17 protein-coding genes and 1 riboswitch are annotated in these 16,750 nt (G+C 55.4%); all 17 genes read left to right on the top strand.

The features are described 5' to 3' along the window. Positions 1-25 precede the first annotated feature (25 nt). The 17 genes from IPM58_05370 (at position 26) to IPM58_05290 (ending at position 16,736) form a co-directional block, all read left to right on the top strand. Complete coding sequence (locus tag IPM58_05370; protein ID MBK9306523.1) at positions 26-1,081, top strand: cobalamin-binding protein; 1,056 nt, start codon at positions 26-28, stop codon at positions 1,079-1,081. Then, positions 1,078-2,232, top strand: coding sequence for an iron ABC transporter permease (locus IPM58_05365; GenBank protein ID MBK9306522.1), 1,155 nt, complete (start codon positions 1,078-1,080; stop codon positions 2,230-2,232). Before IPM58_05370 ends, IPM58_05365 begins: the two co-directional genes overlap by 4 nt. 35 nt (positions 2,233-2,267) lie before the next feature. Then, a complete protein-coding gene (locus IPM58_05360; GenBank protein MBK9306521.1) occupies positions 2,268-3,131 on the top strand; it encodes an ABC transporter ATP-binding protein in 864 nt (287 codons plus the stop codon). 1 nt (position 3,132) lies between these two features. Continuing rightward, positions 3,133-3,903: a carbon-nitrogen hydrolase family protein gene (locus tag IPM58_05355; GenBank protein MBK9306520.1), complete on the top strand. Its 771-nt coding sequence runs from the start codon at positions 3,133-3,135 to the stop codon at positions 3,901-3,903. A gap of 135 nt (positions 3,904-4,038) precedes the next feature. Further along, a riboswitch (cobalamin riboswitch) is annotated at positions 4,039-4,251 on the top strand. A gap of 25 nt (positions 4,252-4,276) precedes the next feature. Next, complete coding sequence (locus tag IPM58_05350) at positions 4,277-6,304, top strand: TonB-dependent receptor (protein ID MBK9306519.1); 2,028 nt, start codon at positions 4,277-4,279, stop codon at positions 6,302-6,304. Positions 6,305-6,310: 6 nt separating this feature from the next. Next, positions 6,311-7,726: a cobyrinate a,c-diamide synthase gene (locus IPM58_05345; protein MBK9306518.1), complete on the top strand. Its 1,416-nt coding sequence runs from the start codon at positions 6,311-6,313 to the stop codon at positions 7,724-7,726. Then, positions 7,723-7,941 (top strand): cysteine-rich CWC family protein, encoded by a 219-nt coding sequence (locus IPM58_05340; GenBank protein ID MBK9306517.1) that lies wholly within the window; start codon positions 7,723-7,725, stop codon positions 7,939-7,941. Before IPM58_05345 ends, IPM58_05340 begins: the two co-directional genes overlap by 4 nt. An 8-nt stretch (positions 7,942-7,949) precedes the next feature. Then, entirely contained in the window at positions 7,950-8,750 is an 801-nt protein-coding gene (gene bluB / locus IPM58_05335) for a 5,6-dimethylbenzimidazole synthase (protein MBK9306516.1), read from the top strand. Then, a complete protein-coding gene (locus IPM58_05330; protein MBK9306515.1) occupies positions 8,635-9,231 on the top strand; it encodes a cob(I)yrinic acid a,c-diamide adenosyltransferase in 597 nt (198 codons plus the stop codon). The genes bluB and IPM58_05330 overlap by 116 nt, the downstream gene beginning before the upstream one ends. Further along, positions 9,209-9,769: a bifunctional adenosylcobinamide kinase/adenosylcobinamide-phosphate guanylyltransferase gene (gene cobU, locus IPM58_05325; protein MBK9306514.1), complete on the top strand. Its 561-nt coding sequence runs from the start codon at positions 9,209-9,211 to the stop codon at positions 9,767-9,769. Before IPM58_05330 ends, cobU begins: the two co-directional genes overlap by 23 nt. A 13-nt stretch (positions 9,770-9,782) precedes the next feature. Then, a complete protein-coding gene (gene cobT / locus IPM58_05320) occupies positions 9,783-10,835 on the top strand; it encodes a nicotinate-nucleotide--dimethylbenzimidazole phosphoribosyltransferase (protein MBK9306513.1) in 1,053 nt (350 codons plus the stop codon). A 6-nt stretch (positions 10,836-10,841) separates the two neighbouring features. Continuing rightward, entirely contained in the window at positions 10,842-11,606 is a 765-nt protein-coding gene (locus IPM58_05315) for an adenosylcobinamide-GDP ribazoletransferase (GenBank protein MBK9306512.1), read from the top strand. After that, positions 11,603-12,559, top strand: coding sequence for a cobalamin biosynthesis protein CobD (cobD, locus tag IPM58_05310; GenBank protein MBK9306511.1), 957 nt, complete (start codon positions 11,603-11,605; stop codon positions 12,557-12,559). The genes IPM58_05315 and cobD overlap by 4 nt, the downstream gene beginning before the upstream one ends. Continuing rightward, positions 12,547-13,674, top strand: coding sequence for a threonine-phosphate decarboxylase (locus IPM58_05305; GenBank protein MBK9306510.1), 1,128 nt, complete (start codon positions 12,547-12,549; stop codon positions 13,672-13,674). Before cobD ends, IPM58_05305 begins: the two co-directional genes overlap by 13 nt. Beyond that, positions 13,655-14,374: an adenosylcobinamide amidohydrolase gene (locus tag IPM58_05300; protein MBK9306509.1), complete on the top strand. Its 720-nt coding sequence runs from the start codon at positions 13,655-13,657 to the stop codon at positions 14,372-14,374. The genes IPM58_05305 and IPM58_05300 overlap by 20 nt, the downstream gene beginning before the upstream one ends. Further along, entirely contained in the window at positions 14,371-15,876 is a 1,506-nt protein-coding gene (locus IPM58_05295) for a cobyric acid synthase (protein ID MBK9306508.1), read from the top strand. The genes IPM58_05300 and IPM58_05295 overlap by 4 nt, the downstream gene beginning before the upstream one ends. 497 nt (positions 15,877-16,373) lie before the next feature. After that, positions 16,374-16,736, top strand: coding sequence for a response regulator (locus IPM58_05290; GenBank protein ID MBK9306507.1), 363 nt, complete (start codon positions 16,374-16,376; stop codon positions 16,734-16,736). The last annotated feature ends 14 nt before the right edge of the window (positions 16,737-16,750 follow it).

The raw sequence follows: 16,750 nt of genomic DNA, 5'->3' as shown, positions 1-16,750 counted from the left end.
CCTCGAGGCAGGGGAGCAGGTGAGGATGACGCAGCGGGTGCAATCCTCAGGGTCTATCCAGGCCTTGGGGATTTTTTATTGGAATCGATCGACGCGCTTTCTGCTCGTGAGTGCGCTGTGTCTTGTGGCTGCGCTGCTGACGCCCAGTTCGTCAGCAGGTGGCTGTGGTGAGGATGGGTGTAGTGAGATGAAGCGGCGAGGAATATTGACCGGCATGCCGTTCATGGCGCATGTATCGACTCGGTCGTTTGTCGATGATGTGGGGCATCGGATCTATCTTGCCAAGGCTCCGACACGGGTCGTCTCGCTCGCACCGAGCATTACGGAAATGCTGTTCTCCCTTGGGTTGGATGAACAGATTGTCGGTGTGACTGAATTCTGCGACTATCCTCCGGCTGCGCAATCCAAACCGAAAGTAGGTTACGCGAACCCTAGTATTGAAGTGGTCCTGGCACTGAGACCGGAATTGGTGTTCGCGCCGAAAGATTTTCTCCGTCCTGACCTTCAGAACAAGCTTGAGCAGCTGAAGATTCCTCTGTTCGTGCTTGAGGCACAATCGATAGAGGATGTTCCACTCCAGATTCATACCCTCGGCAAGCTGTTTGAAAGAACATCTGCGGCCAATGAAGTCACTCAGGCTATGCGGCAACGGATTGCAGAGATTCGCCGAAAGGTCGAACCATTGTCGGCCAAGCGTGTGCTGTATGTCCTGAATAGCCAGCCGTTGATCAGCGTGGGGCCGGGAAGTTTCATTCACCAGATGATCGGGCTTGCCGGTGGGACGAACATCGCGGCTCAGGCCGGCGTGGCCTATCCGAGACTGAGCATGGAGGCGGTGCTCGCTGAAGATCCGGAAGTCTTGATTTTCCCCGTCGGTGACGTGGAGACGGTGCCACGGAGTGAGCAGAAGCAGTGGCTGCGCTGGGAGTCTCTCTCGGCAGTGAAGCGCCAACGCTTTCATGAAGTCTCATCGAATCTCTTGAACCGGCCGGGCCCTCGAATTGTGGAGGGACTTGCGCAACTCGCTAATGCCATTCATCCAGAAGTGTTCGGCTCCGGTGACGGTACGCTTCACCCATGACGGCTCCGGCTCAAGAACCGCGTGTATCAGTCCGGCCGACTTCTTTTTTTACGATCCCGCCCGATGGCTCATGTCGAGACGGCATTGCGACGGGTGGTGTATTGCCAGGCGCCGTCCTCACGATGTCACGCTGGATGACGACGCTGGGCGGGCTGGCCGGTGCGGCTATTGTGGTTGGGATCTTGGCACTTCACTTCGGCGCGCAGCCGATTGCGTTCAGCGAGATTGTGCGCCTGTTTATTGGAACATTCGCGATGGGCTCGGGAACTGATGATGTCACGGATGTCACACGAACAATTCTGGAGCAGGTGAGGTTGCCGCGAGTCTTGCTGGGGTTTTTAGTCGGTTGCTCTTTGGCATCGGTCGGAGTGGCCTTACAGGCGCTGTTGCGGAATCCACTAGCAGATCCCTATGTGTTGGGTGTCTCAAGTGGTGCTGCCCTTGGAGCTGCGGTGGGGGTCTTGCTGGGAGTGGGTACGACGTTCCTTGCCGCCGCTGCCTTGCCGGCCTGTGGATTTGCTGGAGGTCTGCTGGCGTTAGTCGTCGTGTATCGAATGGCGACGGACTATGAACGATTGCCGATTCATAGTCTGCTGTTGGCAGGGGTGATTTTAAACGCCATTTTTACGGCCTTGATCATGTTCATCACGTCGATCATGGATCCGAATCGTGCCTATGGAATGACGGCTTGGCTGATGGGAGCGATCACCGCGCCGACCTACGGCCATTTGTTCGGTCTTTCCGCCTATCTTGGCATTGGGCTCTTCCTGCTTCTCAGTCAAATGCGAGTCCTCAATGTCTTGGCGTTAGGCGAAGATTCCGCTCGTGTGCTCGGCGTTGATACGGAACGATCAAAGCGGTTTATTTTTATCTTGTCCGCATTGGTCACAGGCGCAGTGGTGTCCGTCAGCGGGATGATCGGGTTTATCGGGATGGTGGTTCCTCATGCCGTTCGTTTGGTCGTTGGCGCCGACCATCGGGTGCTCTTGCCGGCATCGGCTCTGGTCGGCGGCACTTTCCTTATGGGTGCCGACACGGTCGCTCGCACCCTGCTTTCGCCGGCGGAAATTCCAGTCGGTATCATTACGGCGCTGACTGGTGGACCGTTCTTCGTGTATCTCTTGCTCTGGCGGAAGGATCGTCTGGCATGACCGGCTCCAGTCACGGCCGACCGGATACTGCGCTGATGCCCGACTCAACCTGTGCGATCACCTCAAACAATGCATTCGATGTGCAGTCCGTTCGATTCCGTTACAAGGCCAGGGAATCGCAAGTCGGCTGCTGGATTCTCGATGGTGTTTCCTTTCAGGTTCACGCCGGTGACGTGTTAGGTGTGGTTGGTCCGAACGGATCGGGCAAAACCTCCTTGCTGAAAGTGTTGGCGAGGGTCCTGACTCCACAGGAGGGTCGTGTCAGCTTGTTCGGTCAAGACGTGGCCTCCATGATTCAACAGGATGTCGCCTGTGTCGTTGGCGTTGTGCCGCAAGATACCCAGCAACTGTTTCCATTCACTGTCGCAGAAACCGTTCTCATGGGCCGTTTTCCCCATCGGCCACGTGGACAATGGACCGGAGGATTGGGATGGGAAAGTCGTCAAGACATCGCCATCGCGGAGCAGGCGATGGCGACGATGGACATCGGGCATGTGGCTCATCGGGTGGTGACGGATCTCTCCGGCGGGGAGCGGCAGCGGGTCTTGATTGCGCGCGCCCTGGCTCAGACTCCACAAGTCTTGCTCCTCGACGAGCCGACGGCGTTTCTTGATCTCCAACATCAGGTCGAAATTTGCTCGCTGTTGCGCCAGTTGAAGGACGAACGAGGCCTGACCGTTGTTCTCGTTTCCCATGATTTGAATCTCGTCGGGCAGTACTGTGATCGTATCATGCTTCTGGACCAGGGACGGGTGGTTCGGTTTGGCTGTCCGGAGGACGTGATCGAGCCAGATGTGTTAGAAGCGGTCTATCGATGCCGAGTGCTTGTCGATCGACATCCAGTGTCCGGATTGCCGCGAGTGACGCTTCCCGGCCGTCACGTATCTGGTGACCATTGACATGAGTATTACCAAAGTCGCATTGCTGCACATCGAGACGGTTCCTGGAACGGTGGAACGCAACCGATACGTGATTGTTGAGGCCATCAAACATGCAGCGTCGGTGGGAGCCGAGTGGATCGTGACACCGGAGCTGGCAGTTTGTGGGCTGCAATTTGTGCAGCTCATCGGAACCGATTGGATAGAACCGCAGCCTGATCCTTGGATGCAACAGGTGTGCAGGTTGGTGAAGAGGTTGAAACGAACGGTCTTTCTCTCGTGTCCTGAGCGAGATGGCCTCCGGCTCTACAATACGGTGTTTGTCATCGACGCAACCGGTGAGATCGTCGGGAAGCATCGCAAGATCAACGTAGCGAGCGACTCGCTAGCGTGGTCAAGCCCCGGAGACACCGCCGTTCCGATCGAATGTCGCGGGATCAAAGTCGGTGTGCTCGTCTGCGCCGATGCCTATACCAGCAATATCGCTCGAGCCATGAAGTTTGAAGGTGCGCAGATATTGGTATCACCGGCATCGTGGGGGCCTGGCCTCCATGGTCCCAACGGGGAATGGGAGCAACGGACGTATGAAACGGGACTTCCGTTGATCGTCTGTAATCGAACCGGTGCAGAAAAGACGTTGGATTTCTGGGATGCGCCGAGCCTTGTCGTGAAGGATGGGATGCGGCTGCTTACTCATACGTCTAAGAAATCCGCCGTGCTCACGTTCAACTGGGATTTCGATCGAATGGTTCCACGCTCTTCTTGCTACTTCATCGATTACATGAGGAATTGATCCACAGCATGAATAGGCGGTTTTGGGATGTTTGATGAACGTGTCTTGCACAACACGTTCACAAGACCAAGGTGAGGCTAGGTGAGCAGGACGAGCTCGCACCGCTCTCTTGCTTATGCAACCAGGTGCACAACTATCATTCTGGAGGGATTCGTTCGGTCATGCCGTCAGCGCCGGGGAAGATGGTGCAAGTCCATCACGGTGCCGCCACTGTAAGCGGGGAGTGACTCTGCTGGATGCCACTGTCGTGCAACATGCCACTGTGTGTTGCTTCACGCGAAAGATGGGAAGGCGCAGAGAAGCAATGAGCCGCAAGTCAGGAGACCCAACTGACGGGACACATCAGCACCCTTCGAGTCAAAGGGAGGTTTTCATGCGACGTGTTCGTCCGTGGTTTGTCTCTACCGGTATTCTGCTCCTGCTGTGGAGCTTCTTGTTCTCCTTTCCCGTACGTGCTCAGGAAGTCGCGATGGCCGACCAGTCGGAGGTACTTCAGGCTCCGGACATAGTGGTGAGCGCGACCAAGACCCCCATTCCGGCCAAACAAGTCACCAGCGCCGTGGAAGTGATCACAGGCGAAGAGATGCAACAGCGAAAAGTCAGGACAGTTGCCGAAGCGCTTCGATGGACATCAGGACTGGCAGTTTTTCAAAGCGGAGGAATCGGAACGACGGTCGGTGTACGAATGCGTGGAGGAACACCACAGCAGACGCTTGTCTTGATCGATGGCGCAATCGTCAACAGCGCCACGGACGGAAGTTATGACTTTGCCAACCTCACATCCGACAACATCGAACGGATTGAAATCTTGCGCGGGAGTCAGAGCATGCTCTGGGGGTCGGATGCGATGGGCGGCGTGATTAATATCATAACCAAGCGTGGCCGAGAAAAACCCAATGTGTCTGCCTTTGCCGAATACGGGTCCTTTAATACGATTCGCGAAGGTGGCAGCCTCTCTGGTAAGAAAGGCCCAATTGATTTTTCAGGATCAATTACACGTTTGGATACGGCAGGTTTTTCAGCCATCAATTACCGGCGTGGTGCAGCTGAGCGTGATGGCTATCACAACTGGCAAGGATCGGTGCGACTGGGCGCAGACTTGCCGAAAGATGGACGGCTGGAATTTAGTTTCCGTTGGCTGGATGGCATTGTGAATTTCGACGGATTTTCATTTAATCCGACCACCTTCGCATCAAATCCGGCTGACGTGTTGGGCGCGAGATCAAGAAGTACCCAATATGTCTTTGCCGGAAACTATGCGCAGCCGATTACCGATTGGTGGTCGGCCAAACTGACCTTGTCCCGGGCCACCGAAAATCTTGTGAGTAATGGCGGTGTAGTGGAACGTAACCTTGTGTCCGGAACCACCGGACCCATTGGGTTTCCGTTCAGGTCTCAAATTGGAACCACCAGTAATCGGATTGAATGGCAGCACAATATTCAAGTCTGGAAACCGCTTAAATTGACAGCTGGTTATCAGTTCCGAGAACAGAGGGGCGACAATCGTGACCTCTTGACCAACACGACCGTCTTCGAGAACAAATCTGTGAGTAGCCACGCCGGGTTTGGAGAGGCACAGTTGAATCTTTGGGATCGAGTGTTTGGTACGGCGGGCATTCGACAAGACGAGTATAACGTGTTTGGAAGCGCGACAACCTATCGTATCACTGGAGGATATCTCCATCGGGAAACCGGCACGAAACTACGAGGCAGCTATGCTACCGGTTTTCGCGCCCCGACGATCAATGAACTATTTTTCCCTGGATTCGGCAATCCAAATTTGAAACCAGAAAAGAGCCAAGCGCTCGATGTGGCTATCGAACAGGCCTTGCCTAATGATCGAGGCAGCATCAGTGTTGGCTATTTTTGGACCCGTTACCGAAATCTGATTCTGTCGGTGTTTGATCCAGCCGAGTGTACGGCTCCTGGCTCGTTTGGATTCTGTGCACAGAACGTGGGGTTAGCCAAAGCGGAAGGTGTGGAAGTGAGCACCAAGTTGAAGCTCTATCGTGACGGGCGATGGGTGAAGAACTTGGATCTGCAGATCCAGTATACGTACGCAGCAACGCGGGATGTCAGTAGTGGCTTGGACACACATCTTCCCAAGTGGCCACTCCATCAAATTTCGACCATTGTCAGCTATCAGCCTATAGAAAGTTTGCGAGCTAATCTAGAGGGGCGTTATGTCGGCGAACAGTTCGGCAATACAGGAAATGGTAATCCGACCCCATCGTTTGTCGTATGGAATCTGTCCGCGAGCTATGATGTGACGAAGTACATGCAAGCCTATCTGCGCTTAGACAACATCTTCAACGAAAAATATGAAGAGACTCTGTTTTTCGGCACACCCATCCGGTCGATTTTCGGAGGCGTGCGGATCAGTTACGATCTGCCTCTCTAAGGTTGTATGAAACAGTATCCACGATTAGTGATTGCCGGAACTGCGAGCGGTGTCGGGAAAACGACCGCGACGTTAGCGATTCTGGCGGCCCTGCGTGAGCGAGGATGCCGAGTTCAGCCGTTCAAGGTCGGGCCGGATTTTATCGATCCCAGTCATCATCGGGCGGCCACCGGCCGCCAGTCTCGAAACCTCGATGGGTGGATGCTTGGGAAGGATCTTAACCGCTCGATCTTTGCTCATGCTGCAACTGGTGCGGATATCTCCATCATCGAGGGTATGATGGGGCTGTTCGATGGCAGTTCACTTGTAAACGACATCGGTAGCACGGCTGAATTGGCGAAGCAGTTGGAGGCACCGGTTATTCTCGTCATCGACGGAAGCGCCATGGCCCGTTCTGCTGCAGCCATGGTGGCGGGGTATACACACTTCGATCCTGCAGTACGTGTCGTAGGGGTCTTGTTCAATCGGGTCGGGAGCGACGGCCATTACCGATTGCTGAAGGCGGCGGTGGAACAAGAGACCGATGTGGCAGCCCTGGGATATTTGCGTCCCGATGCCGCTCTGACTATTCCCGATCGGCATCTCGGATTAGTCCTGGCCACGGAACAAGGCGATGGTCAATTCTATCATCGCTTGGCGAAAGCGGCATTGGATACGGTCGATCTGGATGCTATTGAAGCTCTTGCCCATTCATCCGGCACGTGGTCGGAAGTCGTGTCTTCGACGGCAAGCAAGAGTTCAGGCCGTACGATTCGAATGGGTGTGGCGCAGGATCAGGCATTTTGTTTTTATTATCAGGACAATCTTGAGTTGTTGGAGGCGGCCGGCGTGGAAATGGTGACGTTTTCTCCGTTGAACGACCAGTTCCTGCCGAACGTCGAGATGTTGTATCTCGGTGGCGGGTATCCAGAATTGTACGGTGACATGTTGGCCAAGAACACTCCTATGCGAGCGGCTATCAGCCGGTTTGCTGATCGAGGTGGCGTGATCTATGCCGAGTGCGGCGGACTCATGTATCTGACGGAGTCTGTCCGGGATTTCGGCGGATGCTCGCATGATATGGTCGGAATCTTTCCGGCGGAAACGGTCATGCGGAAATCGGGTCTCACGTTGGGATATCGAACAGTGGAATGTTCACGAGGCTGTATCATTGGTGACGCTGGTGCCACGGCACGAGGCCATGAGTTTCATTATTCTGCGCTGGTTCCGAAGGGGCCGCTGACGTATACCTGTACCCTGAGCGATGCTGAAGGACTTTCACAGGGACAGGATGGGCTTATGAGTGGCAATGTGCTGGCACTCTATACCCATCTGCATTTTTCCAGTCAGCCAGAAATTGCAGCGTCGCTGGTTGAATCGGCGCGTCGTGCAGCTAGTCGGATAGGTGAACCGGCGAGGGGTATGCTGGGAGCAGATCGATGAAAGGGCCGGTTCAGAAGACCTGCGAGAGCTGCGGCCACGTCTTCGAGTGTGGCGGATACCAGTGCTGGTGTGGCAATCTCGGTATTACCGAGCCACAGATGGATTGGATTGCGGCGCGGTATAAGGAGTGTCTCTGTTCTCATTGTTTGGGAAAGATCGCAACCGGTGAGCAGGGGCCTCAGCCAGTCCCAAGAGACAGCAGGCGGAAAGAGTAAGTGCAGCGATGATACAAACCAACGGCCGCTTTTCAGACGCTGAGCGGGAAGCTGTCTATCGTGCGATATTTGAGCGGCGAGATGTGCGCCGGAATTTTGTGCCGACGCCGATTCCGAATGCCGTGATGATGAAGCTGCTGACGGCGGCGCATCATGCGGGATCGGTGGGATTCATGCAGCCGTGGGATTTTGTGGTCATTCGCAATCGTACGACGAAGCGCGCGGTGAAGGACCTCTTCGTCGAGGCGAACACCAAAGCGTCCGCTCGGTATGCAGGGGCCAAGGGAGCATTGTATCGGGGCTTGAGACTGGAAGGGATTGAAGAAGCGCCGATCAACTTATGCATCACATGCAGCCGGCGGCGCGGTGGGGCGAATGTGCTCGGTCGTTCGACAGTCCGCGCAACCGACTTGTACAGCACCTGTTGCGCCGTTCAAAATCTCTGGCTGGCTGCCAGGGCCGAGGGCATCGGTGTCGGGTGGGTCAGTATTCTGGATCACGAGGCGCTGAAGCGGGTGATCGGCGTACCCAAATCAGTGACGGTGCTCGCCTATCTCTGCCTCGGCTATGTGTCCAAATTTGAGGACCAGCCCGATTTAGAAGCAGCCGGGTGGCGGAGTCGGATTCCAGTCGGCCGGTTAATTCACGATGAGTCATGGGGCAATCGGATTCATGACACGAGAGGGGATGGGGATGCGCATCACCAAGGTCTACACAAGAACAGGGGACACGGGAAAAACCAGACTGGCCGGCGGACAACCGGTGTGGAAAGACAGTCTGCGGGTCGACGCCTACGGGACAATCGATGAACTCAACGCCGTGGTCGGTGTCGTTCGAGTCATGAATGCTGAGTCTGTTGATGATCACAAACAAGCCCAGCAACTGGAAGAGGAATTACGCTGGGTGCAGAATAAACTCTTCGATGTCGGCAGTATTCTGGCAACGGCACCTGGGCAAACATTCAAAAATATGCCGCAAGTTGCGGCGAAAGATGTGTTGCGTTTGGAACGGCTGATCGATCGATGCCAAAAGGATCTCGAACCGCTCAAAGAGTTCATCCTGCCGGGAGGGGGAAAAGTGTCAGGGTTTCTCCATCAAGCCCGGACGGTCTGTCGTCGAGCCGAGCGGTTGTGTGTCGCGCTCTCAAAAACGGAGCCGGTTGATCCGACGATCGTCAAGTTCGTCAATCGGCTCAGCGACACATTGTTTGTGTTGGCGCGATGGGTCGCTAAGACACAGGGTGAGCCGGAATTCCTATGGGAGCGCGATGTCGCCAAGAAAACCGAATAAGCGCCAATCGGGGCGACAAACAAAGGGCCATATCATACTTGTTCTCGGTGGGGCCTCGTCCGGGAAAAGCGAGACCGCTCTTCGATTAGCCGGCTTGGGTGGGCCACGAGCATTCATTGCCACAGGACAGAGTTTGGATCAAGAGATGGCGTTGCGAATTGCTCGGCATCAGGCCACACGATCGGCGGATTGGGAAACGGTCGAAGAGCCACTTGATGTGGAGGCATGGTTGTCCAAGCATGGGACACAGTATCGAACGATACTCTTCGACTGTGTCACAATGTGGCTGAGTAATCTCATGGGAACCGGTGTCACTGAACAGGCTATTCTCGCGAGAGCGGGAACGCTGCTGGAACACATGCGGGGTACAGAAGCGCGGGTGGTGCTCGTCAGTAATGAGTTAGGGCTGGGACTAGTTCCGATTGAGCCATCGGCGCGAGCCTTTCGCGATCTTTCGGGACGGGTGAATCAGCGCATTGCCGAAGAGGCGGATGAGGCTTATCTGGTGGTCAGCGGAATACCGCTTCGTTTGAGATGAGGAAAGGAATCTTATGCTGATCGAAGAGGTGTGCCGTCGAATACAGCCGTTGGATCTGAGTCTGCGTACGAAAGCACAGACCCATTTAAGTCGTTTGACGAAGCCACAGGGTAGCCTTGGCCGCATCGAGGAATTGGCCGCTTCTTACGTGACTGTGACGGGGGAACTGAAACCTAATATTCCGCGCGGGATGGTGTTCACCTTTGCCGCGGACCATGGCGTGACCGTGGAAGGGGTCAGTGCCTATCCACGTGAAGTCACTCCTCAAATGGTCTTGAACTTTCTCCGAGGTGGTGCCGGTGTGAATGTGTTTGCCCGGCATGCCGATGTGCTCGTCCGTGTGGTCGACATCGGAGTTGATTATGAATTTGGATCGATCTCTGGGTTGATTCATCGAAAGATCATGAGAGGCACGCATAATTTAGCGCGTGAGCCGGCGATGACCCGCGAGCAAGCGGAACAAGCTGTCACGGTGGGGATTGAGTTGGCGATGGACGCTGTACGGGAAGGTGTCGGCCTGATCGGTACGGGAGAGATGGGCATCGGCAATACGACGCCCAGCGCCGCAATTGCAGCGGTGATGACCGGACGGCCGGTGGCAGAGGTAACCGGACATGGGACCGGTATTGAGGAAGCCGATCGCCTGCACAAGGTGAAGGTGATTGAGCGAGCGCTCGATCTCCATCGCCCGAGGTCGGCGTATCCACTCGCCGTCCTGGCAAAGGTAGGGGGCTTGGAAATCGGCGGGCTGGTGGGGCTCATACTCGGTGCAGCGGCGTCCCGTATTCCAGTCGTGCTGGATGGGTTCATCGCAGGTGCTGCAGCGTTGATTGCAGTTGGACTTCAGCCGTTGTGTCGTGAGTATCTCATCGCAGCACATCGGTCGGTCGAACCGGGACATCGTGCAATTCTGGACCATTTAGGATTGACCCCACTTCTGAACCTCGACTTTCGCCTTGGCGAGGGGACAGGAGCCTGTTTAGGAATGGATCTGGTCTGTGCCGCGATCAAGGTCTACACGGAGATGGCGACATTCGAAGAAGCCGGTGTGGCGAACAAGGTGTGACCTCGTATGGGAGCCGTCGCTCGTCCATTCATCTTTGCGTGGCATTTTCTGACGACCATTCCGCTAAGCAAGGTTCACCATGAACCGACTGCGCCTGAACTGGCTGCATCGATGGCCTGGTATTCTACGGTTGGGCTCATGCTCGGCGGAATCCTGGCGCTGTCGGACAGGTGGTTGAGCCACATCTTTGCGCAGGAAGTCGTCAATATCTGTTTGATCGTGCTGCTGGTATCGCTCACTCGCGGACTGCACCAGGATGGATTGGCCGACACACTTGACGGACTGGCAGGTGGTCGAACCGTGGCTGATCGCCTGTCGATCATGCGCGATCCGAGAATTGGTGCGCTCGGCGCGACCGGCCTGTTCTTGTCATTGATGCTTCGTTATGCAGGTCTGATGGCACTTCCACAATCGCTCCGCATTCCGGTGTTGGTGTGTATGCCGGCGATTGGACGTTGCGCCATGGTCGCTCTGGCTTGGCTGGCTCCCTATGCACGAGCGGACGGCGGGCTGGCATCCCCGTTTCTAGCTCATCTGTCGGTCTGGCATGTGATCGGATCGACGGTGGTCCTGACTGCCGCACTGGTGATCGGGGTAGGTGTCACGGCGACAGCGGTGACGCTAATTGGAAGCGGTCTGATTCTCATGGTAGTACACGCCATGTGCCGCGCGTTGTTTGGTGGGATTACCGGGGATACGTTAGGCGCCACAAATGAGATTGTAGAAATTCTATTTCTTCTCTTGGCTCCCCTCGCACTCGTGCTGTCATGATGGGAGGGGAACTGTTAGCGGCAGCAACGCTCGATGCGATCGCGGGAGACCCCCGCTGGTTCCCTCATCCTGTTCGCGGAATGGGCATCGTGATCGGATGGTGCGACAAATATGTCAGAAGGATTGCTCACAGTCCCACCACTCTTCGTGCAGCAGGCGTTGTCCTGGCGCTGGCGCTCCCGATACTTGTATTTGTCCTCAGCCGTGAAGCGATCGCCATTGCTGATCGCCTAACCTGGTGGTTCGGAAGTCTCGTGACCATCGGGCTAGCCTGGACGACACTCGCGGCACGCGATTTGTGGAATCATGTTCATGCCGTGTGCACACAGCTGGATCGAGGTGATCTTTCTGAGGCTCGAAGAGCGGTGGGGATGATCGTAGGGCGAGACACTGATCAATTGTCTCAGGGGGAACTTGCTCGAGCAACGATCGAGACTATTGCGGAAAGTACCAGTGATGGGATTATTGCACCATTGTTTTATCTTGCTCTAGGGGGAGCCCCATTGGCGCTTGCCTACAAGGCGGTGAACACGCTGGACTCAATGGTTGGGCATACGGATGAACGCCATATTGATTTTGGCTGGGCCTCTGCACGACTGGACGACCTTGCGAACTGGATTCCTGCTCGGCTCTCCGCTGTACTCATCATCTTAACGGCTGCGGTAGTCATGAGAGGGCCTATTCGAGTCAGCGCAGGGTTGCACGTCCTGTGGCGCGATGGGAGCAAGCATCCCAGCCCAAATAGCGGGCGACCAGAGGCGGCCATGGCCGGTTCGCTAGGAATCCAGTTAGGAGGAGTCAATTTGTATCAAGGAGTGCCCGATGATCGACCACTTCTCGGAAGGAATGGACGGCCGCCCATTCCAAGCGATATCAGAGCGGCATCTCGTATCATGATTGGTGTGTGCGCATTCGGCGTTACCCTTGCTGCGGGTCTCATGTGCCTCGTCTAGGATCTTCGATTCATGGTGGGAATGTGTATGCGGCCTCACGCGAGCTCGGTCGCGACGTGCGCCGTCTCATCGACTTCAGTGCCAGTATTAACCCGCTGGGTCCATCACCGCATGTTTGGCGGGCGATCACCCAAGCGCGCCGACTCATTACGCATTATCCGGATCCGGACTGCTGGGAACTTCGTCAAGCGCTTGCACAATACTGGCAACGACAGGCCGAAGAAATTGTGGTCGGCAACGGCTCTACGGAATTGATCGATGTTCTTCCTCGAGCGCTGAAGATTCGTCATCTTGTGATCGTGCACCCAACGTTCTCAGAATACGCTGCGTCCATGGCACGGGCAGGTGGGCGTATCACCACTGTCTACGCAAGAGCGAGAGAGCAGTATGCGCAGCCGATTGAGCATCTCTGTCAGCTGGTGGAGAAACGACAGCGACACTCTGATCCCATCGATGGAGTCCTCCTGTGCAATCCCAATAGCCCGACGGGGCAAGCGTGCGCCGTCGAGGATCTTCGGCGACTGGCAGACATCGCTCAACGGCGTAAGGTATGGCTCATCATTGATGAGGCATTTGCAGACTATTGCCCGGATAGATCGTTTCTTCCATCAGCGGCGTCGTGGTTACGCCTTGTCGTCTTGCGGAGCTTGACCAAGTTCTATGCATTACCTGGACTTCGGGTTGGGTATGCCGTCGCCAAACCTGCCGCGATTGAAGCGTTCCGACGGCTGATCCCGCCATGGTCGGTGAATGTGATGGGCCAGGTGGCGGCGCTGGCCGCCATGCGCGACTCGGCCCATGTGCGGAAGAGCGTGCGATTCATGATCGGAGAACGAGAACGGTTCGGAAGAATGCTGGCGACTCTGCCTGGTTGTTCGGTGATGCCCACGTATGCCAATTATTTCTTTGTCGAAGTGCCTCGCGGCTACCATGCGCGTGACATCACGACTCAATTGAGAGGTGAAGGGTTGCTGATCCGGGACTGCTCAACCGTTCCCGGGGCAAATTCTCGGTCCATTCGACTTGCGGTGCGTGCTCAAAGTGAGAATGCTCGTCTGATTCGAGCCTTGTCGAGATTGCTCCGGCAACAACCCCATGAATACCAGAGTTCGTAAAGGTGTCCGCACTCCGTATCAGGTGATTGGACGCACGCTGGTGATCCGTCTCGGTGGTCGGAAGCGAGTGCTGTCGTCGGCCTCGCATGGCGGCGGGCTGAGGTTCGCATCACAGATTCTTAATCATCAGGTCGAAGCGAATGGGGAGCTCATCAAGCGCTACCCTACGCCTTCGCGCTACCTGCAAGACCTGGCTTCCCGGCTGGGGATCAGTGGCGAAACTATCGGGCTCATGACGGCGGTGCCAATGACACAGCTGGTCACAGCACAGACGACTGCGCAGGGACTTTGGGTGGAATGTTTTGCGACGGTTGGGGTGACCAATGCGGTCAACGCAGGGGAGGCGCCAGTCTCATGCGCCCGATCTAAAAGAGGCAGCAGGCCAGGAACGATTAATCTCGTTGTGATCACCAACGGGAGTCTCTCAAGCGCCGCCATGGTCGGTGCTGTACAGGTCGTGACGGAAGCCAAGACCGGTGTGTTACGGGATCATGCCGTAAGGAGTGGCCGAACTCAGTCTTTGGCGACTGGGACAGGGACGGATGTGGTTGTCATTGCGTGCGCATCGCGTGGAGAGGGACCACATCAACAATACAGCGGGACTCATACGGTTATCGGTTCACTCATCGGAAGAGCCGTAGCCAAATGTGTATCTCAAGGCTTAGCCAAGGCTGAGCAGTGGCAGAGGGATTCCCGATGAAGGCCAAGGCACTTGCCATTCTTGGAACGGGTTCTGATGTGGGGAAGAGCGTCCTGGCTGCCGGAATATGCCGATTACTCGTACGTGGCGGTATCCGTGTGGCGCCGTTCAAAGCTCAGAACATGTCACTGAATTCGTTCGTGACTCCTAAAGGGGGAGAGATCGGGCGGGCCCAGGCCTTACAAGCAGCCGCCTGCGGAATTCCGCCACATGTCGATATGAATCCCATTCTCCTTAAGCCAGAGTCCGACCGATGTGCTCAAGTGGTGGTGCATGGCCAAGTATTCGGGAAACAGGAGGCCTCGGCCTATTTTGATGGAAGGCGGACACTTTGGTCTGCGGTGACCGAGAGTTACCGCCGACTGGCGAGTCAATACGAGATGATTGTGATCGAAGGCGCTGGGAGCGCAGCAGAGGTGAATCTTAGACGACAGGATCTTGTGAACTGGCCTGTCGTTGAAGTGGCCGACGCTCACGTACTGCTCGTGGCCGATATCGACAGAGGCGGTATCTTTGCCCAAATCCTCGGGACATTGGATTTACTGGAACCGCACGAACGGGAGAGGATCTGTGGACTCGTGATTAATAAGTTTCGTGGCGATGTCCAACTATTTGCCGATGGAGTGAAGTTTCTGGAATCGCGTGGAGGGATTCCAGTGCTGGGGGTCCTTCCGTATCTGCGCGACCTCAGTCTCGATCAAGAAGACAGCCTTGCTCAACTTCAAGGCCAGGAAAAACCCTTCGCCTCAGACCGGGTGAATATTGCAGTTGTTTTGTTGCCTCATATGAGCAACTTCACTGATTTCAACATCCTTTCGGGAGAAGACGATGTGGCGTTAAGATATGTACATACGCCGGCCATGGTTGCCGATGCCGATATCATCATTATTCCCGGAAGCAAGAGCACCGTGAGTGACCTTTCCTACTTACGGGAGCAGGGGTTCGTCCCCCTGCTCGATACTCACCTAAGCAACCAGCGAGAGTTAGTCGGGATCTGCGGTGGATATCAAATGCTTGGCCTGAAGATTGCCGATCCTGACCATGTTGAACAAGGCGGGGTCTGTCGCGGATTAGGTTATTTGGAGGTTGAGACAACTCTGAAGGGAACTAAACAGACGACCCGTGTCCAAGCTCGACCAACTGCTGCATTCATGCGAGAAGTCTGTCTGGTCCGTGGGTATGAGATCCATATGGGGGTGACACGACGAGTGAACGAAGCTCCATGCTTCGCTCTTCTCGCGACTCATGAAGAACGTTGTGATGGCACGATTCGGAAGGACGGACTTGTGTGGGGAACATACATCCATGGCGTATTCGACGAATCTGGGTTTCGACGAAACTGGTTGAATCGGGTGCGCCAGAGGAAAAAACTGCCACCGCTTGAGAGCACGGTATCGGAGATGGTCAGTGCGCGTTTCCACGATGAACTCGATCGCTGGGCTGATCACGTAGCCCATCATATAGACATGCCTCATCTTTTCAACACCCTTCGCTCCCGGTAGTCCTCCACCAGAATAGGAAGTGTGTCACCGTTTCCTGAGTAAATTGTTCGTCCTAGGTTTGACTTTGTCTCCAGTATGACATGCAGCTCACGAGCTGCCGAGAATCACCGATTGCTTGCCAACTGTGTACAAGTCGATACACTGCCTGTATTCAGCCTGAATCGGTGATTGTGGAGCGCCTGGTATGTGGGTGCGATTGAGATTTGTCGTGATTGGAGCGGGGTAGAGCTTCAGGACGGTGAACAGCTTGGTTCATGGTAAAGATGCCGCTGATGTGATCTGTGGAGAATTGCTCATATGAATGAAGAAAGTCGGCCGAGGGGTAGTGCCTGAGTATCTGTCGCTCCGTCATGATTCGTCTAAAGATGAGAAAGGTTTCACCGATAAGTTCCTAGTAAGCCGAGTTTCAGACACATTCATGGCCAGGATGTGTGTAGACCCGTCTCACCACGATAGGTTTTCACGGGATGAGGTCCTTGGGAGAGGAGAGCTGTTTCATGAGTAAGATAGTAGTGGTCGATGATTCACAGGCTGAGCTTCAGCTTATTGAGTCATACCTCAAGGCCGCTCACCATACAGTCGTGACATGCCCGACCACAGACAAACTCGAAGAGCAGATTCTTGCAGAACAGCCCGATCTTATCGTCATGGATGTCGTCATGCCCGGACGAAACGGGTTTCAGGCATGTCGGGATCTGAAGAATGATGCGCGCTTTTCGGGCATTCCTATCGTGCTCTGCACGTCAAAAGGACAGGAAAGCGACAAGTTTTGGGGGCAACAACAGGGGGCAAACGGTCATGTGGTCAAGCCATTTAAAGCCGAGGAACTTCTACAAGCCATAAAGGTTGCCCTTCGGTGAAGTTCGTGGTGCAG

Origin of the sequence: Nitrospira sp. (genome assembly GCA_016715825.1) — a bacterium.
GTDB lineage: Bacteria > Nitrospirota > Nitrospiria > Nitrospirales > Nitrospiraceae > Nitrospira_D.
This window is presented reverse-complemented; position numbering and strand designations above follow the sequence as displayed.